The sequence below is a fragment of the Corynebacterium sp. LaCa54 genome (genome assembly GCF_046717495.1).
Taxonomy (GTDB): Bacteria; Actinomycetota; Actinomycetes; order Mycobacteriales; family Mycobacteriaceae; genus Corynebacterium; species Corynebacterium kefirresidentii.
Genome location: NZ_CP177115.1, coordinates 306,494 through 330,045, shown reverse-complemented (window position 1 = coordinate 330,045; position 23,552 = coordinate 306,494). Strand labels below are relative to the sequence as shown.

Annotated in this window: 25 protein-coding genes, 1 pseudogene and 1 riboswitch; of the genes and pseudogenes, 14 read left to right on the top strand and 12 right to left on the bottom strand. The window is 63.3% G+C overall.

The genetic code is table 11. The features are described 5' to 3' along the window. Nucleotides 1-60 precede the first annotated feature (60 nt). On the bottom strand, nucleotides 61-2,463 hold the full coding sequence (locus ACLI1M_RS01660) for an excinuclease ABC subunit A (RefSeq protein ID WP_411706637.1): 2,403 nt from the start codon (nucleotides 2,461-2,463) through the stop codon (nucleotides 61-63). A gap of 348 nt (nucleotides 2,464-2,811) precedes the next feature. Here ACLI1M_RS01660 and ACLI1M_RS01655 point away from each other — a divergent pair, with 348 nt between their 5' ends. Beyond that, a complete protein-coding gene (locus ACLI1M_RS01655; protein ID WP_411706636.1) occupies nucleotides 2,812-3,582 on the top strand; it encodes a hypothetical protein in 771 nt (256 codons plus the stop codon). Nucleotides 3,583-3,585: 3 nt separating this feature from the next. Here the strand turns inward: ACLI1M_RS01655 and ACLI1M_RS01650 are convergent, their stop codons facing one another. After that, nucleotides 3,586-4,626, bottom strand: a complete 1,041-nt coding sequence (locus ACLI1M_RS01650) for an o-succinylbenzoate synthase (RefSeq protein WP_411706635.1) — start codon at nucleotides 4,624-4,626, stop codon at nucleotides 3,586-3,588. Nucleotides 4,627-4,701: 75 nt separating this feature from the next. On the opposite strand from ACLI1M_RS01650, the gene ACLI1M_RS01645 reads away from it, so the two are divergent. The 9 genes from ACLI1M_RS01645 to menE all read left to right on the top strand — a co-directional run bounded on the left by ACLI1M_RS01645 (nucleotide 4,702) and on the right by menE (nucleotide 11,746). Beyond that, nucleotides 4,702-5,163 carry a DIP1984 family protein gene (locus tag ACLI1M_RS01645; protein ID WP_023020504.1) on the top strand — a complete coding sequence of 154 codons (462 nt, stop codon included), beginning with the start codon at nucleotides 4,702-4,704 and terminating at the stop codon, nucleotides 5,161-5,163. A 293-nt stretch (nucleotides 5,164-5,456) separates the two neighbouring features. Next, nucleotides 5,457-6,425 (top strand): 1,4-dihydroxy-2-naphthoyl-CoA synthase, encoded by a 969-nt coding sequence (locus ACLI1M_RS01640; protein WP_284835587.1) that lies wholly within the window; start codon nucleotides 5,457-5,459, stop codon nucleotides 6,423-6,425. A gap of 15 nt (nucleotides 6,426-6,440) precedes the next feature. Then, the gene (locus tag ACLI1M_RS01635) at nucleotides 6,441-6,590 is read left to right on the top strand and encodes a hypothetical protein (protein ID WP_005322953.1); all 150 of its coding nucleotides are present in this window, start codon (nucleotides 6,441-6,443) and stop codon (nucleotides 6,588-6,590) included. Nucleotides 6,591-6,681: 91 nt separating this feature from the next. Then, nucleotides 6,682-6,870, top strand: a complete 189-nt coding sequence (locus tag ACLI1M_RS01630) for a hypothetical protein (protein ID WP_005322954.1) — start codon at nucleotides 6,682-6,684, stop codon at nucleotides 6,868-6,870. Nucleotides 6,871-7,039: 169 nt separating this feature from the next. After that, nucleotides 7,040-8,206, top strand: coding sequence for a metal ABC transporter substrate-binding protein (locus tag ACLI1M_RS01625; protein ID WP_316360513.1), 1,167 nt, complete (start codon nucleotides 7,040-7,042; stop codon nucleotides 8,204-8,206). Nucleotides 8,207-8,212: 6 nt separating this feature from the next. Continuing rightward, a complete protein-coding gene (locus ACLI1M_RS01620) occupies nucleotides 8,213-8,899 on the top strand; it encodes a metal ABC transporter ATP-binding protein (RefSeq protein WP_023020501.1) in 687 nt (228 codons plus the stop codon). Continuing rightward, on the top strand, nucleotides 8,896-9,729 hold the full coding sequence (locus ACLI1M_RS01615) for a metal ABC transporter permease (RefSeq protein WP_023020500.1): 834 nt from the start codon (nucleotides 8,896-8,898) through the stop codon (nucleotides 9,727-9,729). Before ACLI1M_RS01620 ends, ACLI1M_RS01615 begins: the two co-directional genes overlap by 4 nt. Then, on the top strand, nucleotides 9,729-10,556 hold the full coding sequence (locus ACLI1M_RS01610) for a metal ABC transporter permease (protein WP_023020499.1): 828 nt from the start codon (nucleotides 9,729-9,731) through the stop codon (nucleotides 10,554-10,556). Before ACLI1M_RS01615 ends, ACLI1M_RS01610 begins: the two co-directional genes overlap by 1 nt. Before the next feature lie 56 nt (nucleotides 10,557-10,612). Then, nucleotides 10,613-11,746 (top strand): o-succinylbenzoate--CoA ligase, encoded by a 1,134-nt coding sequence (gene menE, locus ACLI1M_RS01605; RefSeq protein WP_411706634.1) that lies wholly within the window; start codon nucleotides 10,613-10,615, stop codon nucleotides 11,744-11,746. Here menE and ACLI1M_RS01600 read toward each other — a convergent pair whose 3' ends face one another. Then, nucleotides 11,747-12,418 carry a metal-dependent transcriptional regulator gene (locus ACLI1M_RS01600; RefSeq protein WP_034656208.1) on the bottom strand — a complete coding sequence of 224 codons (672 nt, stop codon included), beginning with the start codon at nucleotides 12,416-12,418 and terminating at the stop codon, nucleotides 11,747-11,749. Between the two features lie 214 nt (nucleotides 12,419-12,632). Between ACLI1M_RS01600 and ACLI1M_RS01595 the strand changes: the two genes are divergently transcribed. Then, nucleotides 12,633-13,523 (top strand): 1,4-dihydroxy-2-naphthoate polyprenyltransferase, encoded by an 891-nt coding sequence (locus tag ACLI1M_RS01595; protein ID WP_411706633.1) that lies wholly within the window; start codon nucleotides 12,633-12,635, stop codon nucleotides 13,521-13,523. Here the strand turns inward: ACLI1M_RS01595 and ACLI1M_RS01590 are convergent. Then, nucleotides 13,520-13,846, bottom strand: a complete 327-nt coding sequence (locus ACLI1M_RS01590) for a DUF4229 domain-containing protein (protein WP_411706632.1) — start codon at nucleotides 13,844-13,846, stop codon at nucleotides 13,520-13,522. The two genes, ACLI1M_RS01595 and ACLI1M_RS01590, sit on opposite strands and share 4 nt — an antisense overlap. A gap of 38 nt (nucleotides 13,847-13,884) precedes the next feature. On the opposite strand from ACLI1M_RS01590, the gene ACLI1M_RS01585 reads away from it, so the two are divergent. Continuing rightward, entirely contained in the window at nucleotides 13,885-14,184 is a 300-nt protein-coding gene (locus ACLI1M_RS01585; protein ID WP_411706631.1) for a hypothetical protein, read from the top strand. Here ACLI1M_RS01585 and ACLI1M_RS01580 read toward each other — a convergent pair. The 8 genes and pseudogenes from ACLI1M_RS01580 to ACLI1M_RS01545 all read right to left on the bottom strand — a co-directional run bounded on the left by ACLI1M_RS01580 (nucleotide 14,126) and on the right by ACLI1M_RS01545 (nucleotide 21,327). After that, nucleotides 14,126-14,386, bottom strand: a complete 261-nt coding sequence (locus ACLI1M_RS01580; protein WP_005327923.1) for a helix-turn-helix domain-containing protein — start codon at nucleotides 14,384-14,386, stop codon at nucleotides 14,126-14,128. The genes ACLI1M_RS01585 and ACLI1M_RS01580 overlap by 59 nt on opposite strands. Further along, nucleotides 14,387-15,406, bottom strand: coding sequence for a c-type cytochrome biogenesis protein CcsB (ccsB, locus tag ACLI1M_RS01575; RefSeq protein WP_411706630.1), 1,020 nt, complete (start codon nucleotides 15,404-15,406; stop codon nucleotides 14,387-14,389). Nucleotides 15,407-15,500: 94 nt separating this feature from the next. Continuing rightward, the gene (locus ACLI1M_RS01570; RefSeq protein WP_411706629.1) at nucleotides 15,501-17,132 is read right to left on the bottom strand and encodes a cytochrome c biogenesis protein ResB; all 1,632 of its coding nucleotides are present in this window, start codon (nucleotides 17,130-17,132) and stop codon (nucleotides 15,501-15,503) included. A gap of 7 nt (nucleotides 17,133-17,139) precedes the next feature. Continuing rightward, a complete protein-coding gene (locus ACLI1M_RS01565; RefSeq protein WP_049377860.1) occupies nucleotides 17,140-17,943 on the bottom strand; it encodes a cytochrome c biogenesis CcdA family protein in 804 nt (267 codons plus the stop codon). After that, nucleotides 17,944-18,555: a TlpA disulfide reductase family protein gene (locus ACLI1M_RS01560; RefSeq protein ID WP_411706628.1), complete on the bottom strand. Its 612-nt coding sequence runs from the start codon at nucleotides 18,553-18,555 to the stop codon at nucleotides 17,944-17,946. Then, entirely contained in the window at nucleotides 18,555-19,163 is a 609-nt protein-coding gene (locus tag ACLI1M_RS01555; RefSeq protein ID WP_239283012.1) for a histidine phosphatase family protein, read from the bottom strand. The genes ACLI1M_RS01560 and ACLI1M_RS01555 overlap by 1 nt, the downstream gene beginning before the upstream one ends. Nucleotides 19,164-19,185: 22 nt before the next feature. Next, nucleotides 19,186-20,487 (bottom strand): glutamate-1-semialdehyde 2,1-aminomutase, encoded by a 1,302-nt coding sequence (hemL, locus tag ACLI1M_RS01550; RefSeq protein ID WP_411706627.1) that lies wholly within the window; start codon nucleotides 20,485-20,487, stop codon nucleotides 19,186-19,188. A 526-nt stretch (nucleotides 20,488-21,013) separates the two neighbouring features. Next, nucleotides 21,014-21,327: pseudogene (locus ACLI1M_RS01545) on the bottom strand (DMT family transporter). Between the two features lie 8 nt (nucleotides 21,328-21,335). After that, nucleotides 21,336-21,402: riboswitch (guanidine-III (ykkC-III) riboswitch) on the bottom strand. 31 nt (nucleotides 21,403-21,433) lie between these two features. On the opposite strand from ACLI1M_RS01545, the gene ACLI1M_RS01540 reads away from it, so the two are divergent. Both ACLI1M_RS01540 and ACLI1M_RS01535 read left to right on the top strand, forming a co-directional pair. Next, on the top strand, nucleotides 21,434-22,282 hold the full coding sequence (locus tag ACLI1M_RS01540; protein WP_200288311.1) for an NAD(P)-dependent oxidoreductase: 849 nt from the start codon (nucleotides 21,434-21,436) through the stop codon (nucleotides 22,280-22,282). Nucleotides 22,283-22,398: 116 nt separating this feature from the next. After that, complete coding sequence (locus tag ACLI1M_RS01535; RefSeq protein ID WP_411706626.1) at nucleotides 22,399-23,472, top strand: HNH endonuclease signature motif containing protein; 1,074 nt, start codon at nucleotides 22,399-22,401, stop codon at nucleotides 23,470-23,472. Nucleotides 23,473-23,552: the final 80 nt, after the last annotated feature.

Genomic DNA, 23,552 nt, shown 5'->3' with positions numbered 1-23,552 from the left:
ATTTTGCTGTGAGATCCTAGAGAGGACTCCCACAGCTAACGGGCAGCGGAGGCTCGCCGCTTAGTGCGCTTGGCGTGCGCTCAAGGCGCGGCCGGTGGCGGTATCCTCTGCGGCGACCTGCGCCGGGGTGGCATCCGCGATGATGCGGCCGCCATCTTCGCCAGCGCCCGGGCCCATCTCGATGATGCGGTCCGCATGCGCCATGACCGAAAGATCATGCTCGACGACGATTACCGTATGGCCCGCATCCGCCAGCTTGTGCAGTTCGGTATTGAGCAGGTCGATATCGGCTGGGTGCAGGCCCGTGGTGGGCTCGTCCAGCAGGTAGACCGTGTGGCCGCGGCGAGAGTTACGAGAACGCTGCAGCTCCGTGGCCAGCTTGATGCGCTGGGCCTCTCCGCCGGACAGCTCCGGCGCGCCTTGACCCAAGCGGAGATAACCCAGGCCGACGGCCTGCAGTGTGGCGATAGCGCGGTAAATCTTTTCTTCTTCGGCGAATACCTCTGCGGCTTCGTCGACGGTGAGCTCCAAGATATCCGCGATGGTGCGGCCCTGCGAGGTCACCTCCAGGGTCTCGTCGTTAAAGCGCGCGCCGCCGCACTCCGGACAGGTGGTGTACGAGCCCGGCAAGAAGACCAGCTCCACCTCGATCTTGCCCGCGCCGCCGCAGGTGGGGCACTGGCCTTGCTTTACGTTGTAAGAAAAGCGCGAGACCGTCCACTTGCGCTGCTTGGCCTCGTCGGTGGAGGCGAAGAGCTTGCGGACGTTATCGAAAAGCCCGGTATAGGTTGCCAGCGTGGAACGCGGGGTACGGCCGATGGGCTTCTGGGTAATCTGCACGACGCGCTTTACTCGGTCAAAGCCCTCCGTGCTCTCTACGGACCAGCCCTTGTCCTCGGTCTCTTCCTCATCGGAAACGGCCGTGGCGGACTGTCGCAGCAGGCCAGCCAGCACCGCGCTGACCAGGGTGGATTTACCCGAACCGGAGACACCGGCGACCGCCGTGAATTGGCCCAAGCCAAAATCCACATCCAGGTTGTCGATGCTGCGTGCGTTGATGCCGCGCAGGGCGAGGTGGGAGGAGGGGGTGCGGGGGTCGTCGGCAAGCGCGAGCGTGCGGTGAGCCAGCGCATTGGCGGTAGGGGTGTCCGCGTCATAGTCTTCGACTGGGCCCGAATAGACCACGTTGCCGCCGCGCTCGCCGGCCAGCGGGCCGACGTCAACGAGCCAATCCGCTTGCGCGACCAAATCCATGTCATGCTCCACCAAGAGCACAGAATTGCCGGCCGCGATGAAACGGCGACACATATCCATGACCGCGTCGCGCTCATCGGGGTGCAGGCCGGCCGAGGGCTCGTCGAGCACGTACGCCACGCCAAAGAGGCCGGAGCGCAGCTGCGCCGCCAAACGGATGCGCTGCATCTCGCCGCCGGACAGGCTTTGCGTCGGCCGATCCAGGCTTAGGTGCGCCAAGCCGAGCTCGAGCGCCGAGGTCAACGCAGGCAGAATCTGCCGCAGGAGCAAATCCTCGGCCGAATTCTCCTCCGGGTTCTGCTTGCTGAGCACCTCATGCACCCTATCCAGCGGCAGCGCGCCCAGCTCATCAATCGGCATGCCCGCATAGGTGACCTTCAGCGCGGCCGGGTTGAGGCGGCGGCCGCCACAGGTCTCGCACTCGCGCGATTCCATATAGGACAGGGTGCGCTTGCGCAGGGTATCCGATTGGGTCTCCGCAAGCGTCTTATTGAGGTAGCTGGCCACCGAGCGCCACGTGCCCTCATAATTGCGCTGAATCTGATCCTTGCCACGCAGCGGCTTCACCGTGACGACGGGGCGCTCTTCCGTGAAGAGGATCCAGTCGCGGTCTTCTTGCGGCAGGTCCTGCCAAGGCGAATCCAGGTCATAGCCCAGATTCATCAGGATGTCGTGGAAGTTCTTGCCGGCCCAGGCGCCGGGCCATGCTTGGATGGCGCCTTCTTCGATAGAGAGGGTGGGATCCGGGACCATGGAGTCCTCGGTCGGCTCGTGGACCACGCCCGTGCCGTGGCACTGCGGGCACATGCCCTCTGGGGTATTCGGAGAGAAAGAATCCGAGTACAGGCCCTCCGGGTTATCCCCGGCGCGCGAATAGAGCAGGCGCACGCTATTCGAGAGCGCGGAGACGGTGCCAACCGTGGAGCGCGCACCGCCGCCGGAGGTGGATTGCTGCAGCGCGACCGTCGGCGGTAGGCCCTCTACCTGGCTGACCTGCGGGTCGACGGCCGAGCTAATGAGGCGGCGGGCGAAGGGCGCTACCGATTCGAGATAGCGGCGCTGGCCTTCACCGTGAATCGTGCCGAACGCCAGCGAAGACTTGCCGGAACCAGACACTCCCGTGACCGCAACGAGCTTGCCGCGGGGCATATCGACGTCGACGTTGCGCAGGTTGTGCAGGTGGGCATCGCGGACCTTGATAGTAGACATGTCCTCTAGCGTACGCACAGGTGGTGGGTTGGGCAGTCTGAAGCCTGACAGCAGTTTTTAACGGCTCTCTCTAGCGGTTCACCGGCTTTCAACGATTTCGTCCACCCATATGGCGAAAACCGTCGACGGTTTAGGTGTTCTAGATGGACGAAATCGTTGAAACTAGGAAGGTGGAACCTTTCCGGAAGATTTCCAGTCCAATGAGTCATGTGGACGAGAAATGAATTACTAGATTTAGGCCTTACTGACTATCAAATCCGCAGCAGGATTAGTGGGGGAACACTTTTGCGCTTGCGGCGCAACTGTTATATCGCTGCAGAGGCGAGCGCGAAAGATAAAGTAGCCGCGGTGGCGCAGCTTTATCCGGATGCGGTGTTTTCGGGGACGGCGGCGCTCGCGGCCTACGGCTTATGCGAGGTGCAGCTGCCGGCGGTGATCCGGGTGGATAAAAACTGCCGGATTCGAGCGGATGATGTGGTGTATACGGTGAGGTCGCGGCCGGTGCCGGCGAATCGGATAAAGGGTGTAAGGATGGCGTTGCCGGCACAGGCGGTAGCAGATGCATTGAGCTTCGAGCGCTGCAGCGAGTGGCTGCTGAAAGAAGCGCTGGCGCAGGCGTATCGCGGGCTCAACGGAAGGGGGAGGTTCGCGGCCGATTTAGAGCTGGTGATCAGTAAGAAAAGGGACGCGGTGCGCGAGTTAGCAGAAATGGCACCGGTGGGGACGGCGTCGAAATGGGAGCAGCGGATGTACCACGAGATGCGGCGGGTGGGGCTCAAGCCGGTGCCAAATTTCCGGCTTGGGCCGTATACCTGGGATTTAGGCTTCGAAGCGGGGACGACGGTGGTGGACTTGGACTCGCTTTATTATCACGCGCCGGAGAATAATCACCGGGAATTCCTCATCGGGACGTGGAAGACCAATCACGCGGTGCAGCACGGATGGGCGCCGCTGAAGTTTACGGATGAGTGCACCGACTACCACCTCAAACTAGTGGTGGAGACGGTGCAGGAAACGGTGGCGCATCGGCGCAGCGTGCGCGGGCTAAAGAGCCGGCCGCAAAAGGTGCGTCGGGCGCTGGCGACCCCGGCGTGGAGGTTTCACCAGAGTTTGCTCTAGGCCCTAGTCAGAAGGGTGCGATTCAGAAAGGTGCGGCCAGCAGGCGCGAACGCGGTCGAACCACCAGTCGCGGCGGTCGGCGGGGGCGGCGAGCGCAGCGAGACGGTCTGGGTCGGGGGCGAGGATATCGGCGGGAAGGTGGCCGTCGATAAGCGGGCGCGGGGCGGTGACGTCTTCTTCGAAAAGGGAGCCGGTGGCAAGGCCGGCGGCGGCTGGGGTGACGTCGATGTCTTCATCGTCGTAGATGCGCGGGAGGGCGGCGACGGCCGCGAGGCCCATGTTGATGCCAATGGAGGTGTCGAGCGCGGAGGCCACCGTGATGTCCATGTGGCGCTGGCGCAGGTGTTGGGCCACTTCGAGGACGCGGCGTACGCCGCCAAGCGGGGCGGGCTTGACCACGGCGACATCCGCGGCCTGCAACTCGGCGACGCGATAAGGGTCGGCGACCTTCCGGATGGATTCATCGGCGGCGACGCGCACAAAGAGGCCGGCGCGCATAAGGCGGCCGCGGACCTGGGCGAGCTCCTCGGTGGTGGCGCAGGGCTGTTCCATATAGTCCAGCGGCATCATCATCTGCGCGGCCTCGACCGCCTCATCGACGCTCCAGCCGCCGTTGGCATCCACGCGCAGAATAGGGATATCGCCGCGTTGGGTGACGGCGTCGCGGACGGCGCGGACGCGAGCGGCGTCGTCGGCAAGCGTGTGCCCCTTCTCCGCCACCTTGATTTTGAAGGTGCGGCAGCCGGGGTAGCGCTCCACCACGGCCGGGACCTCGCTGGCGGGCACGGCCGGGATGGTGGCGTTGACCTCGATGGAATCGCGTACCGGCTCTGGAAAGCCCTCGTAGGCGGCCTCGAGCCCGGCGCGCAGCCACGCGGCGGACTCGGCCGGGCCGTATTCCAAGAAGGGCGCGAACTCGCCCCAGCCGGCCGGGCCCTCGATGAGCAGGGCCTCCCTCGTGGTGATGCCGCGGAAACGCACGGCAAGCGGGAGGGAGACTACGTGGGCGCGGTCAAGGACGTCATCGATATGCATGGTCTTCATGGTAGCGCCCGCCGGCCATTGACCCCTCCCCCGCTCTGCGCTACTTTGGAAACCTATACCAATAAAGGAGGAATTATGCTGCTAGCTGAGGCATTGGCGGAGCGCGCCCAGGCACAGGAGCGCCTCAATAGCCTGCACGAGCGGCTGCTCACCGTGGCCCGCGTGCAGGAGGGCGATACCCCGGATGAGGATCCGCAGGAGCTGCTGCGCGAGCTCGACGGCGTGGCCGGGCGCATCGATGAGCTGGTGCAGGCCATCAATGCGACGAATATCGCCACCGCCTTTGATGAGAAGAGGAACTTGATGGAGGCCCTCGCGCTTCGCGACGGCCTCTTGCGCAAGCGCCGGATCTACCACGACCTGGCGCAGCGGGCGGGCACGCGCTCGGATCGCTATTCCCGCACCGAGATCAAGTTTGTCTCTACCATCCCGGTGGCGGAGCTGCGCAAGCGCGTCGATGATTTGTCTAAGCAGTACCGTGAGCTGGATACCCGCATCCAGCAGCTGAACTGGAATACCGAACTGAAAAACGGATAGTCATATCGCGCGCTGCTTAATGCGCGCGATGGTAGCCCACACACCTGCAGCGAGCAGGCCCCCACCCTGGAGGGGAAAATCCTGGGACCCTGGCCCCCTTTAGCGCTTTAAGGGGCGGGGAGTTCAAGTCTCCCCATGGCATGGAGTACCGCGCTGGTATGGCGTACACGGGTATTGTGCGGGGCAACAACCTCGCAGTATCGCGTATTGATTATTACCGGCCTGCTGGGCAGCGTGTGTGGGTGAGGGTTGGGAATGGGGACTATTCTTCTTTTGCCACTAAGCTGGCCTTTATGAGCGAGCAGAAAAAATACAGCACCGATAATCCCTTTCGGCCGGAACTGTGGCATTCCGTAGAGGGGTTTGAAGACCTCACGGATATCACCTATCACCGGCTCAACGGCGAGGGCCGCAAGAACGGCATCGTGCGCATCGCCTTCGACCGCCCAGAGGTGCGCAATGCGTTTCGTCCGCATACCGTAGACGAGCTCTACCGCGCCCTCGACCACGCCCGCCGCACGCCGGATGTGGGAACGATTTTGCTCACCGGCAATGGTCCCTCCGAAAAGGACGGCGGCTGGGCGTTTTGTTCCGGCGGCGACCAGCGCATTCGCGGCCGCTCCGGGTACCGCTACGCCACCGAGCACGCCCATGATGACGCCACCGCGGATGAATCCACCGTGGACACCGCCCGCGAGAAGGTGGAAGGCGGCCGCCTACATATCCTCGAGGTCCAACGCCTTATCCGCACCATGCCCAAGGTGGTTATCGCCGTGGTCAATGGTTGGGCGGCCGGCGGCGGACACTCGCTGCACGTGGTCTGCGATATGACGGTCGCCTCCCGCCAGGAGGCGCGCTTCAAGCAGACGGACGCGGACGTGGGTTCCTTCGATGCCGGCTATGGTTCGGCCTACCTAGCTAAGATGGTGGGCCAGAAATTCGCCCGCGAGATCTTCTTCTTGGGTCGCACCTATGATGCCCAGCGGATGTATGAGATGGGCGCGGTCAATGAGGTTGTCGATCACGCCGACTTGGAAGACGCCGCAATCCAGATGGGCCGCGAAATCAACGGCAAGTCCCCAACAGCCCAGCGCATGCTGAAGTTCGCTTTCAACCTGACCGATGACGGCCTCATGGGCCAGCAGGTCTTCGCCGGCGAGGCGACCCGCCTGGCGTACATGACCGACGAGGCCGTCGAGGGCAAAGAAGCATTCCTCGAAAAGCGCGACCCGCAGTGGGAGCAGTTCCCGTATTACTACTAGCCAGGAGTTAGCACGATGTGGATTTTCGCCATCGGCTTGGCCACACTTGCACTGGCGGGCGTCATCGTCTCGCGAGTGTGGATGCTCAAGCGTATCAAGGATGCGCAGGACAGCGGGGAGCGTCCCTTCGATCAGGAGGACACCCCGCGCAATCCATACATGTAGCGGAGTAAATGGCGTGGGACGCCCTCGGACCGGAGTGAGACATCTCAAGCAATTGTGGACATGCCCATAGTTAATACTTAAAGTGTCGAACATGAAACTCTGCAACTCATTCGTCATGCTCGCAGCACGCGTCGCCCTGGGCGTAATTCTCATCGCCCAGGGCTGGCAAAAGTTCTCCGAATGGACCGTCGCCGTCGCGGGCCTGATGCTCGCCGCCGGCCCCGGCATACGCTCCCTGGATCAGCTCCCCTTCAGCAAAAAGGCAAAAGTAGCCAAATAAGGCCACCGCTTCCTAGCCTCTCACTTCACTCATTGAAGTGAGAGGCATTTTTAAATTTTGGCAGCTTAAGGAAGAGATAGGACCACCTAAGTTCATTACGTTGAACAATCTAGTTCAAGGGTGCTAGTGTTTGTTGAGTTCACTTCTCCTAATACAAAGGAAGTTCATTATGAACTCAAATCACAGCACCCCACGCCGGCCCCTACAGCGCATTCTCGCAGGCACCTGCGCCCTCGCACTCGGCGCCAGCCTCGCCGCTTGCAGCGCCTCGAAGGAATCCATCGACGCTGCAAAGCCGAAGGACGGCGACACCGTCAAGGCCGTGGCCACGACTACCCAGATCTGCGACTACCTCACCCAGGTAGCCGCCGGCGGCCTCAAGCTCCACAAGGTCGACTCCCAGGGTGCGGAGACCAACTCCGGCGAGGGCCCAGTGACCCTCGACCTCACCTGTTTGCTCGCCCCCAACGCCAGCGCCCACGAGCACGAGATGACCCCGCAGCAGATGCAGGCGCTCTCCCAGGCCGACTACATGTTCGTCAACGGAGTCGACCTCGAGCACTTCCTCGACCAAGCCGTGGACTCCTCCGGCTTCCACGGCGTCATGGCCGTGACCTCGGGCGTCAAGAGCGAAGGTATGGGCGATGGCAACGGCAAGTACACCATCGACGAGGGCATCGAACACGTGAGCCCGCGCCCGTGGCCTTTCCCGGGGGAGGACGGCGAGGCCCCAGAATTCAAGTACGACCCGCACGTGTGGACCTCCCCGAAGCAGGCCAAGATTCAGGTCGACAACATCGTCAACACGTTGTCCCAGGCCTCCCCGCAGGCCAAGGACGCCTTCACCGCCGCCGGCAAGAAGTACACCGACCAGCTGGAGGACCTCGACAAGTGGGCCAGCGATTCCATGTCCGCAGTTCCTGAGCAAGACCGCGTGCTCTTCTCTTCCCACGACGCCTTCGGCTACTTCTCTAACGAGTATGGCGTGAAATTCATCGGCTCCGCACTGTCTGACTTCAACCACCAGCAGGACGCCACCTCGAGCCACATCGATGAGCAGGTAAAGAAGGTCCGCGAGTCCGGTGCCAAGGCCATCTTTGCGGAGAATTCCAACAGCTCGAAGTCCATCGAGGCCATCGCCCGCGCCGCAGGCGTCAAGGCGGTTACATCCGACGACGCTTTGTACGGCGACTCGCTAGGTGTGCCAGGCAGTGAGGGCGAGACCTACATCGGATCCATCGTCCACAACATCAACACCCTGGTCAGCGCCTGGGACTCCAAGCAGCAACCGTTGCCAGAATCGCTGCAGGAATTCGACTTCGCCAAGCGAAAGTAGCTCTTTATGTCTTCCCCATTAGTCACTCTGCACAATGCCACCTGCGGCTATGGCGCCCGGGATATCCTCACCGACGTTGACCTTGAGATCCGCGCGGGCGAGGCCGTGGCGCTCCTAGGTTCCAACGGCGCGGGCAAATCTACCCTGCTCAAGGCAATCACTGGCCTGGCTGCCTTGCGCGGCATGGCCACCATCGACGCCTCGCTCGGATACGTCCCGCAGTACCAAGACTCCGACCTGAGCTTTCCCGTCACGGCTTACAAGGTCGTGGAAATGGGCCTTTTGCCCTCAGTGAGCTGGTGGCACAGGTGCACGAGCATGCGTAGCTACCGCGACTGCGTACTCAATGCCCTGCGACAAGTGGGGATGGAGCACCTCGCCGAGACGCGGTTTGGCCAGCTCTCGGGTGGGCAACGCCAGCGCGTGCTCATCGCGCGCGCGTTGGTTTCGGCCCCGGAGCTGGTGCTTCTCGACGAACCCTTCAACGGGCTTGATCAAGAAAGTCGCCGAATCCTGATTCAGATCATTGCGGATCTCAAGGAAGCAGGAATCGCCCTGCTCGTCTCCACTCACGACCCCATCTTGGCGCAGCACACCTGCGACTGGGCGGCGTTTGTGATCGACGGCAAGGTCCGCACCATGGGAACCGAGGAAGCAGTGGAAACCTATATGGAGCAAGGCGCGCGACTGTGATAGAGCAGATTCTCTTCGCCCCGTACCTGCGCAATGCTTTCCTCTTCCTGCTGTGCCTATCGATTGCGGGAGCTGCCATTAGCGTCCTCGTTAATCTCCGCCGCATGGAATTTACGGTGGAAGCCCTCGTGCACTCGGTTTTTCCGGGCATCGTGGTAGGGCTCATCGTGGGCGGCATCCCGGGCATCGTGCCGGGTGCGGCCGCGGTGGCCACGGTGACGGTGCTGGTGCTGGCTTCTCTGGGTTCTGGGCAGGGCCAGTCAGCGCAGAAGCTGGATATGGAAGCCGGAACGGCCGTGGTGCTGACCTTTATGTACGGCATCGGCGTGGTCATCAGTTTGGCCTATGGCGACAAGTCCGGGCAGCTGGAGGCCCTCATGTTTGGCCGGCTTCTCGACGTCACGCAGTCCAGGCTGGCAACCTCCGTCACGCTCTGCGTGATTGCGGCACTACTCATCCTGACAACCTGGCGCATGCAGATTCTCGTCGCTTTCGATACCACAGCGGCCCGCGCCATGGGCATCAACGTGGCGGCTTATGAGCTCATTGCGAATATCGCGGTTGGCCTAATCGTGGTGGCGGCTAGCTCGGCAGTGGGTGTGTTGCTGGTTATCGGTTTTATTGTCATTCCAGGCCTCTCGGCGCGCTTGATCGCAGGATCCCCGCGCAGCATGTGCTTCTGGGCTGCGGGTTTGTCCACGCTGGCAGTGGTGGTTGGATTTGCCATCATGCTGTCCCAAACCACGCACCAGATTTCGCCGCAGGCAATCGTCAGCTTGATGCTGGTTGCCACCGTGCCGCTAGCGGGCTTGAAGGGGGTATTTAGCTAATGGGACTGTCTCATCTTGATCCAGAGATCCTGCGGATGCCCCTCCTTGAGGCCATCGCTGTGGGATGTTTATCTGGCTTAGTTGGAACCTTGATGGTCATGGGCAAGCGCGTCTTTTTCGCTGAGAGCCTGTCGCACGGAATCTTCCCCGGCGCGGTGCTCGGTGTAGTAGTGGCCAACCTTCTGAGCTTGGATCTCTCCACGGGTTTGATGGTGGGGGCGGCACTGTTCTGCCTGCCTTTGGCCTGGCTTATGCGGTGGTTGAGTACCGTCGAGGGCATTTCTTCGACCGCTGCCGCCGGCGTGACGCTCACCTTGGGATTTTCCCTGGGCATCTTGTTGCTGCGCTGGTTCCAACCGCTACCTATCCACGTGGATAGCTTTCTCGTGGGCTCGCTGACCACTGTCAATGCGCAGGATGTCTGGTTTGTCGGCGCCCTGGTGGTGGTCAGCCTTGGCGTGCTGGTGGCATTTCGCCGGACGTTGGTCTCCTTCTACTTCGACCAGACGTCCTTCCGCGCACAAGGCGGAAAGCCCGGCCGCTATGACTTGCTTACCCTCACGCTTATCAGCGTGACCATGGTGGTGGTGATTCCCGCAGTGGGCACTATCTTGTCCCTGGCGCTGCTGGTAGCCCCGGCGGCGGCGTTGCAGCCGTGGATCAAGCGCCCGACCCAGCTCATGCTCGGTGCCGGTATCGCGGGCATTGCGCTGGCATGCGGCGGGCTCTGGCTGGCGGCCGCACTCAGTTTGTCGGCGGGCGGCTGCATCGCGGTGCTGGCGGGTGTGTTCTATTTGCTCAGCATGGGGCTGCGCGCCTTGCTCTAAACGCCCGGCGCGCCGCCTCCCGGGACGAGCGATATGCCCGGGTAACCTGATTATTCGTGACTCATATCCTCGCCCCACTCCCAGTCGATCCCCGCAATCCCGCAGGAATTTTGGATGACCTCGAGAAGGCCATCGCTGGGCAGTCCACGCTCTTACCCCTTCCCGCAGCGGACCGCACGCGGACGGAATTGCTGCGCAACCACATGCGCGCGGGCGAATCGATTGCTGAGGACATTGCTTTGGTGGTGTCCACCTCGGGTTCCACGGGCACACCGAAGGGTGCGCAGCTAAGCCCGCTTAACCTGGTGGCGAGTGCGGATGCCACCCATTCTTTCCTGGGTGGCCCCGGCCAATGGCTACTGGCCATGCCCGCCCACCACATCGCGGGCATCCAGGTGCTCGTGCGTTCGTTGGTGGCGGGTGTGGAGCCACTGTGCCTCGACCTGTCCCAAGGCTTTAACATCACCGAGTTCGCCCGCGCAGCAGAAGAACTCGCCCACACCGAGGACCGCATGTACACCGCGCTCACACCGATGCAGCTGCACAAGGCACTCGATTCGCTGGACGGCATCCAAGCACTGCGCCGTTTCAACTCCATCCTGGTAGGTGGAGCAGCGCCACATCCCCAGCTATTGGAATCTGCGCGCAAGCTCGACATCACCGTGGTAACCACCTATGGCTCCTCGGAGACTGCGGGCGGTTGCGTCTACAACGGCACTCCCCTGCCCGGCACCGAGGTGCGCATCGGGGAAGATAACCGCATTTTCCTGGGCGGGCCGACCATTGCGCAGGGCTACCGCAATGTGGAATCGCGCGACTTCGTCGGTGGCTGGTTCGCAACTTCCGACGCCGGGGAGCTCGACGCCCACGGTCAACTCACCGTCACTGGACGTCTGGACAGCATCATCAACTCGGGCGGGTTGAAGTTGCACCCAGAACAACTGGAACAGCTCTTGTTGCAGGTACCGGGCGTCGACAGTGTATGCGTGGTGGGCATCCCTGATCCACGTCTTGGCCAGATGATCGCCGCAGCTTACACCGGCTGGGCCTCGCGCACCGACATCCTCGAAGCGCTCGATGACCTGCCTCGGTGGCAGATTCCGCGCGAGATTATCCGCATTGCTGAGATGCCGCTGACCGGCCCCGGCAAGGTGGACCGTCGTGGTGTCGCAGGGCTCTTTAAGAACTGATTAGACTTCGTTAGCGCGCACCGTCACGTCGGCGGCCGCGACTTCCGCAAGAGAGAACTCCTCGTCCCCTGCGTGCAGGTTGAGCAGGCCCGCAACGCGGGAATCGACTACGACCTCGACGCCCAGGCCGACGCCATGGCTGTCGAGGTAGCGCAACAGCTCGGTGTCTCCGTCGCATACCCGCTCGATGGTGACAGGGGTGTGAAGGGGGACGTCGTCAAGCGTGAGCGTGCCAAGGTCCTCGATGCTGCCCTGCGCGTCGGGGATGGGATCGCCGTGGGGATCGCGCTGAGGATGGCCCAGGTGCTGATCGAGTCGATCGATGAAGCGATCGGAGCATGCATGCTCGAGGAGATCGGCATCCTCGTGAACCTCGTCCCAGGTGTACCCCAGCTCTTTGACCAAGAAGGTCTCGAGGAGACGATGGCGGCGGACCATGCCCATGGACAGTGCCTGGCCCTCTGGGGTCAGCGAAACGCCAGCGTAGCGCTCATGTTCCACCAGCCCTTGGGCAACGAGACGCTTTACGGCTTCCGACGCCGTGGGCACCTTTTGGTTCAATCGCCCCGCCAGCTCCTTGAGCGCGATGGGCGCGCCGCCGGAGTGCTCGGAGAGGTCCCACAGGACTTTGAGGTAGTCCTGGGTACGTTCAGGGAGATCGCTTAAATGCATGACATTCATCGTAGTAAAGGCCTTGCCCCGCGAGCGATTCACATGATAACTTTAAGAAAGTTCAACGCATTGAACTTTTGTCACGGGTGTGGCCCACAGCCGTCCTTTCTTGGGTACGTACGACGCGCTTCCGCCATACCCGTGGCTTTTATATATCCGCCGTGTACGTCCCTTGTGCACAGCATGCCCGCGGTGGCGTGGCACAATAACTGACATGTCACTTTCTGCCTATCCCGCAACTGCCAAAGACTGGCTCCAAGGCGCACGCCCGCACACGTGGGCTAATGCCTTCGCCCCAGTCATCGCTGGTACTGGTGCCGCAGCGGCTGCCGACGGCGCGCACTTCGGCCGCGCGCTCCTCGCCCTCATCGTGGCGTGGGCACTTATCATCGGCGTGAACTATGCCAATGACTATTCCGATGGCATCCGCGGCACCGACGATGACCGCACCGGTCCGCAGCGCCTCACCGGCGGCGGCCTGGCCCGCCCGCAGCAGGTGAAACTCGCGGCCTTCGCCGCCTTCGCCGTGGCCGGGCTCGCCGGCATCGCGCTCTCCTTCGCGGCGCATGCGTGGTGGCTCATCCTCGTCGGCGCGCTATGCATCGCCGGCGCGTGGTTTTATACCGGTGGCAAGAACCCGTATGGCTATCGCGGGCTCGGCGAGGTCGCCGTCTTTATCTTCTTCGGGCTCGTCGCTGTGCTCGGCACCGAATTCACCCAGGCCGGCCGCCTGTCGTGGTCGGGCCTCGCGCTGGCCGTGGGCATCGGCGCGATGAGCTCCGGGGTGAACTTAGTCAATAATATCCGCGATATTCCCTCCGACGCCGAAACCGGCAAGATTACGCTCGCCGTACGCCTCGGAAACGAGAAGGCACGCCTGCTCTTTACGGTGCTGCTCCTTCTGCCATTCCTGCTGACCATTGGCATTGCCTTCAGCAGCTGGCTCGCACTCGCCGGCTTGGTCTACTTCCCCTTCGCGCTGCGTGCCATTCGCACCGTCAATCGCGGCGCTCAAGGACCAAAGCTTATCCCCGTGCTCGGCCTGACCGGCCGCGCGATGCTCCTGTGGGCGATTATCGAGGCCGCCGCACTCATCCTCGTCTAGTCCTGCGCGCCGCGGCCTTCCAGCTCCGCCTGCACCCAGCGTTTGTGGGCCTTGCGCTGAGCGGAGTACTCGGCCAGCGTCTGGGTGGCCTCTATGCGCCACTTTTTAAAGATCAGCATCGATAGCGGCAGCGCCACGAAGAGCGCCAACAGTGCCGAGACGAGCACCGGGATGGGAAAACCGATGGCGATGGCCAAAAGCTCAATCACCACGGTCAATGCGATAAATAGCACTACGCGGGCGAGCCCGTACTTCCACAGCGCCGCGCGCGAACGGCGGCGCAGTTCTGGGTCCGGCTTGGGTGGCTCAGGGTTATGCGTCATGGGGGTTGATTGTACGCGGTGCAGGTAGAATCGCACGCATGGGCCGAATCATCCTCCTCCTACTCTTTGTTCTCGCTGCCTACCTCGTCTGGAAGGCCTTCGGGCCCTCGACATGGAAAAAGCACGAGGTGGACCAACCCCGCGCTATCAAGGGCCCCGACGATGACGAGGAATTCCTCTGGAACTTGGAAAAGGAGCGCTTCAAGCAACGCCGCGCACAGGAGGCAGAAGAAGAAAACGCCGCCAGCGCCGCAAACGCGACGCCGACGGCGAGAAGGACTAGGCTTCCTTCGGCACGAACCGCATCTCTAGGCCTAAGGCCTCGGCCACGGCCGTGATCTTTTCCCACCGCACGCCCGCACCACCGTGTTCGATGGTGTGGAGGGTGGAGCGGGAGATACCGGCGGCGTCGGCAAGCTGCTGCTGCAAAATGCCCAACTCGCGGCGCCGCTCGGCAAATTGGGCGCCTAGGCCCAAAATCACGGCATTATCGCCGGCCGGCTTTCCCTGCTTATGGCGCGGGCTCGTATGCTCCGCCATCTAGTTCAGCCCCGCATAGGAATGCAGGCCGGAGACGACCATATTGATAAAGATCAGGTTGAAGACCATCAGCGCCATCGCCATGACGTTGATCCACGGCGCCGCCTTGCGGAAGGCCGGCGTCGCACGCGCATGCAGGTACGCGGCATACAGGATCCAGGTGGCAAAGGACACGGTCTCCTTCGGGTCCCAGCCCCAGAAGCGGCCCCAAGCGGACTCAGCCCAGATGGCGCCCAGGATGATGCCCAGACCCAAGGTCGGCAGGGTGATAACAGCCAGGCGGTAGGCCAGCTGGTCAATCTTCGCGGCCGAAGGCAGCGGGCGGGCCACCGCACCGAAGAAGCCATGCTCGGCATGCTTCGGTTGCGCCATACGGAACAGCGTCAGCAGCGAGACAATGCCGGAGATAATACCGATGGACGCGCCCAAAGAAACCACGGTGACGTGGATGGGCAGCCAGTGCGACTGCAGCGCCGGCACCACCGGGGCGGACTCGGCATAGAGCTTGGTGGAACCATAAAACATCAGCGCGAGGGTCGGGGTGAGCAGCCACGGCCACACGGTGCGCCATTCCTTGCGCTGCATAGCCATATTGCCCACCAGCAGCACACCGAAGCTCACCATCAGCACGTACTCGTACAGGTTGCCAAACGGGAAGCGGCCGGTAGCCAGGCCACGCAGCACAATCGCCGCGGCGTGCAGGGCAATGCCCACCCACATCAGCGCGCTGGTCATGCCGCCGAGCTTATCGGCCTTGCGCTCCTTTTCCTGCAGCTCATCGGCCGTGATTCCGGAAGAGGACTGGGCAACCTCGCCGGCATAGCTGTGCTTGTCGACGCCCCCAGCGCCCGCCCCCACCAAGACCTTCGCGGCCTCGGACTTCACGGCGCGGCGGCCCTCGATGATGCCCTGCATGCGGCCGTAGTAAAACAGCGACAAAAAGAGCGCGACGCAGTACACCACAAAGGCGGTCTGCACCGCGATATCCGAGAAATTAGACAGATTCTGATCGATCTGCATGAATGCTCCTAGCCTTCACACGTGCGGGGTAAGTGCTGATTACCTTACTCAGCGAAACGGCCCAATCCAACTTTTGTTGGATCGGGCCGGGGCGCTAGTCATCGGTATAAAGTTCGTCTTCTTCGACCTCGTCTGGGTCCGGCAGCTCCAGCAGCGCTCGGTGCAGCTCGTGGAACTCCTCGGACCAGCCGGCGCGGTCGGTGCGGGCGAGGCCGCCCATCTCCACGTCGGTGCCGCCAGCCGCGTTCGGCCGCAGGCGGATGTAGACGCGGCGGCGCTTAATCACCAGCGATCCCACCAGGGAAATGAGCATCACCAGCGCGGAGGCCAGCACCCACTTCTGGAAAGGATCATAAGAGACCTGGTAATTGGCGAACTCGCTGGCGCCGTCGAAGGTGATCTTCGTGCCATCGTCCAGGGTGACGTCCTCGCCCTGGTTGAGGTTCACGCGGTCAATCTTTTGCAGCTGGCCGGACTGCACCAGGTTCGGGTCCAGCGAGAAGAAGGACTGCGGGGTGCCGGTGTCCAGGCCGGCATCGCCGCGGTAGATATCGATGGCCATCGCCGGATCCTGCAGCCCGGGGTATGCGGACTGCAGCAGCTTGCCGTTCTCGCCGGCCCACTCGGCCGTGGGCGCAAACAGGCCCTGGATGGCGATCTGGTTCTGGCGGCGGTCATAGAGATCCGGGTGCATGCCTGCCGGTGGGTCGAAGCGCATCGCGCCGGAGGATAAGAAGAAGGTCGTGTCATTCGGCTGGAACTGAATGGTCTGGGTGCGCTTTTCGCCATTGGGCCATTCCACCGTGACCGTCGGCGCGTAGCCGTGGCCCTGCAAGTAGACGCGGTTGTGCGCCAAGCGCAGCGGGTGGTTGACCTTAAGCTCATAATCCTTCCACTCGGAGTCATCCTTGTAGATGTCCTCGCCCTCCGCGTAGGAAACGTTGGAGGTAAACATCTCCGCCTGGCCGTTGGGCAGGTATTCGGCCGCGAAGTCATGGGCGATGAGGCAGAAGGGGTGGAGACCGGTGCCGTCGAAAAGCGGGCCGGCGCGGAAGGAGTCAAAGTTGGACGTGGAGGTATTGCAGAACTCCGTGGACTGATCCAGGGTCTGGCCGCCGCCCTGCGAGCCGGACTCGGTAACCACGATGACCTGGCCCTCGTAGTTGACCAAGCGGCCGGCGGCGACGGTGACCAAGATGGCCACCAATGCCACGTGGAAGATCAGGTTGGCCAGCTCGCGGCCGTAGCCGCGCTCTGCGGAGAAGGTGTGCACGCCGGCGCGGTCTTCCTCGGGGGAGTACTCGGCCACGCGCCACTTCTTCAGGCGCTTTTTGATTTCCGCGGAGAGCTCTTCCTCGCTCTTATCCGAATGCCCCTCGGCCGCCAGTGGCAGCTTGTGGAGGTACTTCGGCGCGCGTGTTGGCGGGGTCTTCCACGCCTTGTAGTGATCCCAGGAGCGCGGCAGGATGCAGCCCACTAGGGAAATGGCCAAGAGAATGAAGATGGCCTGGAACCAGACGGAAGAAAAGACGTCGAAAAGCTGCAGCTTGTCGTAGATCTTCGCCACGTTGCCGTTGGACTCGATGAAGTCCTGCACGTTCTGCTCGTTGAGGTCACGCTGCGGCAGCAAAGAACCGGGAATCGCGGCCAGCGCCAGCAAGAAAAGCAGCGCTAGCGCGGTGCGCATACTGGTCAGCCAATGCCAGGCTTTGCGGAAATATTTCACGTCTCTCCTAAATCAGGGTTGCGCCAAAGTTGCCGGTCCACTGGCGGATGAGGCTAATGAACTCGCCCCACAGGCCGGTTACCAGTGCCAAGCCGACGAGGATCATGGCCACGCCGCCGATTATCTGGATGGTATGCGAGTGCTTGCGGGCCCACGAAATCGAGCGCATCGCCCGCGCGGAGCCCAGCGCTACCAGCAGGAACGGCAGGCCCAAGCCCAAGCAATAAAAGATGATGAGCAGCACGCCGCGCGCGGCCGTCATGCCTTCGGTGCCGGCCGATACGGAAATAATGGCGGCCAGCGTTGGGCCCAGGCACGGCGTCCAGCCCAGCGCGAAAATCCCGCCCAGCAGCGGCGCGCCCAGCCAGGTGGTCCAACGCTTCGGTGCCATGCGGGTGTCCTTCTGCAGCGCCGGGATCGCGCCGAGGAAAACCACACCCATCAGGATGGTCACGCCGCCGCCGATGCGCATGAGCGTTTCCTCATTGAGCCGAAGCGCGGAAATCGCGCCGAATACGGAGACCGTCGCCAGCAGGAAAACCACGGTAAAGCCCAGGATGAACAAGGCGGCAGCCAGCACCACGGCCCATTGCCTGCGCTTGCCGACGCCCACCCCCAACTCACCGTCGAACGTAACCTCGCCGCCCACCACACCGGCTAGGTAGGAAATATAGCCGGGCACCAGTGGGATGACGCATGGGCTGGCAAAACTCACCAACCCCGCCACGGCGGCCGCGAGCAGGCCCAGAATGAGTGGGCCGGAGGTCGCGGCCTCGGCAAAGGAGTTGCCGATGCTCGCTGCGTTATCCATTTATTCCTTTTCTAGTTTGTCCACTACGTCCATCACGTCTTTGGCGGTGATGGACCGCAAAAAGACCGTAGCCGGGCGGTGCTGTTTATCCAAGACGATGGTGGTCGGGACCACGGAGGTGGGCACACCACCCAGGGCCGCCGCGGTCTTAAACGGCGGATCGTAGATGGAGGGATACTTCAGCCCGTTGTCTTCGAGGAAGTCATTGGACACCTGCGGGTTATAGTCGCGCACATTGATGCCCAAGACAGTGCCAATCTTCCGCTTCTGTAGCTCGGAGTGGACCTCTTGGAGGTCATCGGCCTCGGCGCGGCACGGGGCGCACCACTGGCCCCAGGAGTTGAGCACGACGATTTCGCCCTCAAAGTCCTCCAGGGAAATGGTCTTTTCCGTATCGCGCACATCCTCGCCGGAGAAGGTGCGCAGCGGCTTGCGCTCGGATTCCTCGTAGTTGATGACCTTTTCGCCGCCGGGCGTGATGAACTCGAAGTTTCCGCCGGTAGCAACCGCGTTTTGCGCGTTATCGGCGTCCTGCGAGCACCCGGCAAGCGGCAGCGCGATGGCTGCCGCGGCCAGCACCGCGCCGATCGCGCGTTTGCGTTGTAGTGCCATTAAATCTCCTGGGCCGGCGAGGAGTAGAAGATATCGGTGACCTGGTTGTCATCGAAAAGCAGGGAGGTAACCGAGGCCAGGTCGCATTCGCGGTTCCACGGCGCGTGCGGCAGGCGCTGGCCCAGCACGGTGCGCTGCACCATCACGATGGGCAGCTGGTGGCTGACCAAGATCGCCTCGTGGCCGGCCGCGGCGGTGCGGGCGCGTTCGATGGAGCCCAGCATGCGCTCGGCAATCTGCTCATAGGGCTCGCCCCACGAGGGCTCCAGCGGGTTGACCAGCAGCGGCCAGCGGCGCGGGTTCCACAGCGCGGAACGCAGGCCTTTTGTGCGCAGGCCCTCGAAGCGGTTGCCGGACTCGATGAGCGTCTTATCGACGTCCACGTCTAGCCCCGTTACCTGCGCAATCGGCCGCGCGGTTTCCTGGGCGCGCTGCAACGGCGAGGCCGCCAGGTAAGTCACGTCATGATCGCGGAAAGACTCCGCGGTGCGCGCCGCCATGGAATGCCCGCGCGAGGACAGGTGATAGCCCGGGATGCGACCGTAGAGGATCTTCTCCGGGTTGTGGACCTCGCCGTGGCGCACGAGGTGAACGATGGTGCGTGTCATGTCTCTCCTTAGTGTGCGGGATTTAGTGCGCGGGACGCGCGGCGGCCGCGGCCTGGGCGGCGGGCTTGAGGGCGGCTTCGATGAGTTCGAAGTCGGCGTCGGTAAGTGCATCCGAGACAAACCAGGTCTCGAATGGGCTTGGTGCGACGTAGATGCCGTTATCCAGCAGGGCGTGGAAGAACGGGGTGAAGCGGAAGGTCTCGGCCGCCTGCATATCGGCGAAGTTGCGGCCCTCGCCCTCGGCAAAACGGATGGAGAACATCGAAGACGCCCGCTGGATGTGGTGCGCTACGCCCTCGGCCGACAGCGCGGAAGAAATCATGCCGGTCAGGCGGTCCGCGTTGGCCTGCAGGCGCTCGTAGAGCGATTCATCGGCCAGCTCCAAAGACTTCAGGCCGGAGGCCATGGCCACCGGATTACCGGACAGCGTGCCGGCCTGGTAGACCGGACCGTCCGGGGCGAGGTAGTCCATAACCTCGGCGCGGCCGCCGAAGGCAGCGGCCGGCAGGCCACCGGAGACGACCTTGCCGAAGGTCACCAGGTCCGCCGCCACGCCGTCGACGCCGTACCAGCCCTTATAGGAGGTGCGGAAGCCGGTCATGACCTCGTCGAGGATGAGGAGGGCGCCGTCTTCATGGGCGACGTCGGCAAGCGCGGCGTTGAAGCCTTCCTCTGGAGCCACGGTGCCCATGTTGCCGGCCGAGGCTTCCGCGATAATGCAGGCAATCTCGCCCGGGTGCTGCGCAAATGCCTCGCGCACGGCCTCGATATCGTTATAAGGAACGACGATGGTATCGGCCGCTGTCGCGCCCGTAACACCCGGGGAATCCGGCAGCGCAAAGGTCGCCACGCCGGAGCCGGCCGAGGCCAACAGCGCATCCACATGGCCGTGGTAGCAGCCCTCGAACTTCAGCACCTTGGTGCGGCCGGTGTAGCCGCGGGCTAGGCGCACCGCAGACATGGTGGCCTCGGTGCCGGAGTTAACCATGCGCACCTTATCGGCCGCGGTGCGCGCGACGATGGCCTCGGCGAGCAAAGCCTCACCCTCGGTAGGCGAGCCGAAGCTCAAGCCACCCGCAGCGGCCTGCTGCACGGCCTCCACAATCTCTGGGTGGGCATTGCCGTGAATCATCGGGCCATAGGAGCTGACCAGGTCAACGTACTCGTTGCCGTCGGCATCCCACAGGCGCGAGCCCGCACCGCGCTCAATCACGCGGGCCTGGCCACCCACGGAGCCAAACGCGCGCACCGGCGAGTTCACCCCGCCCGGAATCACCTTGGAGGAACGCTCAAACCACTGTTGCGACTGGGAAGTATTAGGCATATCTGACATTCTAGCGATTCGCGCGCTATACAAAAGTTGGAGTGCGCGATTCACAGTCAGCCGCTAAACTTCGGGGCGTTGCACTTTTCAATTCGGGGGGATTTTCAATGCAGCGCACTGTCATTTTCGCCATCCTGGTCGCTTTCTGCCTCGCCGGTTGTGCCCGGCCCGCGCCCGAACGGCCGCTGCCTACCTCGGTAGGTGCCGCCCCGCTTGCCGACGCCCCCTCCTGGCAGCCCCCTCCCCACCCTCTCACCCCTCGCGACCTGCCGCAGGAAGACACGGCGCCTCCTTCGCCGCCGGCCGCGGACCCTTCGCCGTCAACCGCGGCGCCCGCACCGCGACCGGCAGCGCCACGCCCTCCCGCGCGGGATAAGAGCGGACTGCCGAACCTCAACATTCCGCCGCATGAGGTCCGCGGGCGCATCGAGGACGCGGTGCCTGATATGCCGGCAGTGCCCGCCGTGCCTGCGCCCGCCCCACCGCCTGCGCCGCCGCTGCCTCCCGCGCCGCGGATTCCGGGTCTCTAACTCACCGCTTTCAGCCCCACGATGCCGCCGATGATCATGGAGAGGAAAAACACCTTCCACACCGTGGCGACCTCGTGCCCGGCCGCGAAGGAATAGATAACCGCCCCGACGTGCCAACACCCGCCCACACCGCATAGGCCGTGCCTACCGGGATGCTGCGCATCGCCCACGCCAGCCCGCCCATGGAAATCGCGCAGGCCACGAGGAAAATAAGCGAGGGCCACAAACGCGTAAAACCTGCGGATTTATCCAATGCCGCCGCCCACACGGCCTCGACTGCGCCGGAGAAAATCAAGATGAACCACGCCATAACTGCTTCCTGGCCGTCTTGTCGCGTTGCCGGGTACGGCTCCCCCCGTCCGGGGCTCGCGCAAGACGCGGCGAACCTGCACCCAATGATGGCACACTGGGAAACCATGAGGATTGCATTTCTTGGAACTGGCCGCATGGGAACCGAACTAGCCCGCCGCCTGCTCAATGAGCAAGACGGCATCGAATTGACCGTCTGGAACCGCACCGCCGAGCGTGCCCAGCCGCTGGTGGAGGAAGGCGCCGAGCTTGCCGCCTCGCCCACCGAGGCCGTAGTGAACGCCGAGGTCATCATCACCTCGCTCTTCGGGCCTGACGATGTCCGCGAGGTCGTCGTCGAGCCGCAGCTCATCCCCGCCGGCGTGACCTGGATCGATACCACCACCGTCTCGCCCAACGATGCCCGCGAATTCGCCGCCGCCGTGGAAACCTACGTCCACGCCCCGGTCGTCGGCACGCTCGGCCCGGCCCGCGAGGGCAAGCTCGGCATCTATGTGGGCACGCCTGACGACGCCCGCCGCGAGCAAGCCATGTCCCTCGCCGAGTCCTGGGCGGGAGAAGACAAGCTCATCGGGGTGGAGGCGGCGGCCACGGCGGCCATCGGAAAGCTGCTGGCGAACCTCGCGCTCGCCGTCACCGCCGAGGGCCTGCTCGAAGCCCTGCAACTCGGCGAGTCCGAGGGCCTAGACTCCGAGGTTGTGCTGCAAATGCTTGATATCACCGGTCTGTCCTTCATCGCGAATATGAAGGCGCCATTTATCACCGGCGAGCGCAATACCGACCCGGGCGATTTCACCGTCGACGCCCTGGCTAAGGACGCGAAGCTCATGGAGATGACCTCCACCAAGCCGCTGCCCGCCCTGACTGCCGCCATCGGCCGCTTCGAGGAAATGCAGGCGATGGGCCACGGCGACCAAGACTTCTCCTCCATCTTCGTCTTCCGCAATAAGGGCTAGTTATCCACAGGCCCGCAGCGAGTGCGGGCCGAAATTCGCCCTTCCGGCCCTAGTTATCCACAGATTCGCGCGCTCACCCTCGCACAGATTGCGCGCGGTGGCTTAGGCTGCGGGGCATGACAGCTCTTCAGACCTATCTCGCGGCCTTGGCGCCCGGCATCGATATCGTTGCCGGGTGCGCTGGCATGTCTGAAGACCAGCTGTGCGCCGCCGGCGCGCCCAATAAAACGGCCCTCACCTTGCTCACGCTTGCCGACGCCCTCTTTGCCCCCACCTCCTTTACCCGCCTCCAACGCCAGGCGGTTAACGCCGCGCGCGACCGCGCCCACCCACTGCCCACGCTGGAGGTAATCGAGCGCTACGCTTCCCGCGCCAAGACCAAGCGCGATGCCTGGCGCCTGCGCGTGGAGTTGTGTCGCACCGCCGCCGATACCGATGAAATGGAAAAGCTAGCGCGTAAAAAGCTGCGCGAACTCAATCCCCCGACCCCGCCACGCCCCGGCGTGCGCATCCGCCGTCGCAAGGACGCGCCGTGGACCCTCGCTATTACCGGGCCTTCCTCGCTCATCGCGGACTTGGAATCCAGCCTGGACGAGGACGCGCCTCTCGATTCCGTTGCGGAGCTCTTCTCCCCTTCCGGCGCCGTCCCAGCCACCCGTCCAACCATTACGACGAATGCAATTATCACGCTCGACGAACTCGACCGCATCATCGATGGCGACGGCGAGGAAATCACCATCCAGCTCACCAACGGTGCCCGCCTCACCGGCGCGGAACTTGTCTCGCGCACGCTGGCAGAGCGCGGGCTTATCACCCTCGTCCATCCCTACGAAGGTGCGGTCAACCTCTACCGGACGGAACGCATGGCCAGCGAAAAGCAGCGGCTCATGGCTGCCGCCGAAAACCCTGTGTGCCCGTGGCCCGCGTGCAACTACCCGGCGGATAAATGCCAGGTGCATCACCTGCAAGCGTGGCGACACGGCGGCGAGACCAACATGTCAAACCTCGCCACCTGCTGCCCGTACCACAATGGTGCCAATGACGATGACCCGAATGCCCCGCCTGTCCGCGGGCGACTCGTTCGCCGCCGAGGTCGCGTGGTATGGCAACCGCCATGGGCCGATACCGCCGCATCGCCGTCCAGCCCGAACGAGCCAGTGCAACCGACCCCGCCGGATCCACCGCACTAGCACTCATGCCGCTAGGCAGCAGGATGCCCTGCTGCCACTTTGGCATGCCCGCACCACGCCACAGCGTATGACCCGGAATG

Coding starts and splice junctions, on each gene's coding strand:
- ACLI1M_RS01535 (WP_411706626.1), top strand. CDS start 22,399: ATGACAGCTCTTCAGACCTATCTCGCGGCCTTGGCGCCCGGCATCGAT.
- ACLI1M_RS01650 (WP_411706635.1), bottom strand. CDS start 4,626: ATGAAGACCATGCATATCGATGACGTCCTTGACCGCGCCCACGTAGTC.
- ACLI1M_RS01560 (WP_411706628.1), bottom strand. CDS start 18,555: ATGGCACTACAACGCAAACGCGCGATCGGCGCGGTGCTGGCCGCGGCA.
- ACLI1M_RS01600 (WP_034656208.1), bottom strand. CDS start 12,418: ATGCATTTAAGCGATCTCCCTGAACGTACCCAGGACTACCTCAAAGTC.
- ACLI1M_RS01640 (WP_284835587.1), top strand. CDS start 5,457: ATGAGCGAGCAGAAAAAATACAGCACCGATAATCCCTTTCGGCCGGAA.
- ACLI1M_RS01610 (WP_023020499.1), top strand. CDS start 9,729: ATGGGACTGTCTCATCTTGATCCAGAGATCCTGCGGATGCCCCTCCTT.
- ACLI1M_RS01620 (WP_023020501.1), top strand. CDS start 8,213: ATGTCTTCCCCATTAGTCACTCTGCACAATGCCACCTGCGGCTATGGC.
- ACLI1M_RS01595 (WP_411706633.1), top strand. CDS start 12,633: ATGTCACTTTCTGCCTATCCCGCAACTGCCAAAGACTGGCTCCAAGGC.
- ACLI1M_RS01590 (WP_411706632.1), bottom strand. CDS start 13,846: ATGACGCATAACCCTGAGCCACCCAAGCCGGACCCAGAACTGCGCCGC.
- ACLI1M_RS01635 (WP_005322953.1), top strand. CDS start 6,441: ATGTGGATTTTCGCCATCGGCTTGGCCACACTTGCACTGGCGGGCGTC.
- ACLI1M_RS01565 (WP_049377860.1), bottom strand. CDS start 17,943: ATGGATAACGCAGCGAGCATCGGCAACTCCTTTGCCGAGGCCGCGACC.
- ACLI1M_RS01645 (WP_023020504.1), top strand. CDS start 4,702: ATGCTGCTAGCTGAGGCATTGGCGGAGCGCGCCCAGGCACAGGAGCGC.
- ACLI1M_RS01585 (WP_411706631.1), top strand. CDS start 13,885: ATGGGCCGAATCATCCTCCTCCTACTCTTTGTTCTCGCTGCCTACCTC.
- hemL (WP_411706627.1), bottom strand. CDS start 20,487: ATGCCTAATACTTCCCAGTCGCAACAGTGGTTTGAGCGTTCCTCCAAG.
- ACLI1M_RS01555 (WP_239283012.1), bottom strand. CDS start 19,163: ATGACACGCACCATCGTTCACCTCGTGCGCCACGGCGAGGTCCACAAC.
- ccsB (WP_411706630.1), bottom strand. CDS start 15,406: ATGCAGATCGATCAGAATCTGTCTAATTTCTCGGATATCGCGGTGCAG.
- ACLI1M_RS01580 (WP_005327923.1), bottom strand. CDS start 14,386: ATGGCGGAGCATACGAGCCCGCGCCATAAGCAGGGAAAGCCGGCCGGC.
- ACLI1M_RS01630 (WP_005322954.1), top strand. CDS start 6,682: ATGAAACTCTGCAACTCATTCGTCATGCTCGCAGCACGCGTCGCCCTG.
- ACLI1M_RS01540 (WP_200288311.1), top strand. CDS start 21,434: ATGAGGATTGCATTTCTTGGAACTGGCCGCATGGGAACCGAACTAGCC.
- ACLI1M_RS01660 (WP_411706637.1), bottom strand. CDS start 2,463: ATGTCTACTATCAAGGTCCGCGATGCCCACCTGCACAACCTGCGCAAC.
- ACLI1M_RS01625 (WP_316360513.1), top strand. CDS start 7,040: ATGAACTCAAATCACAGCACCCCACGCCGGCCCCTACAGCGCATTCTC.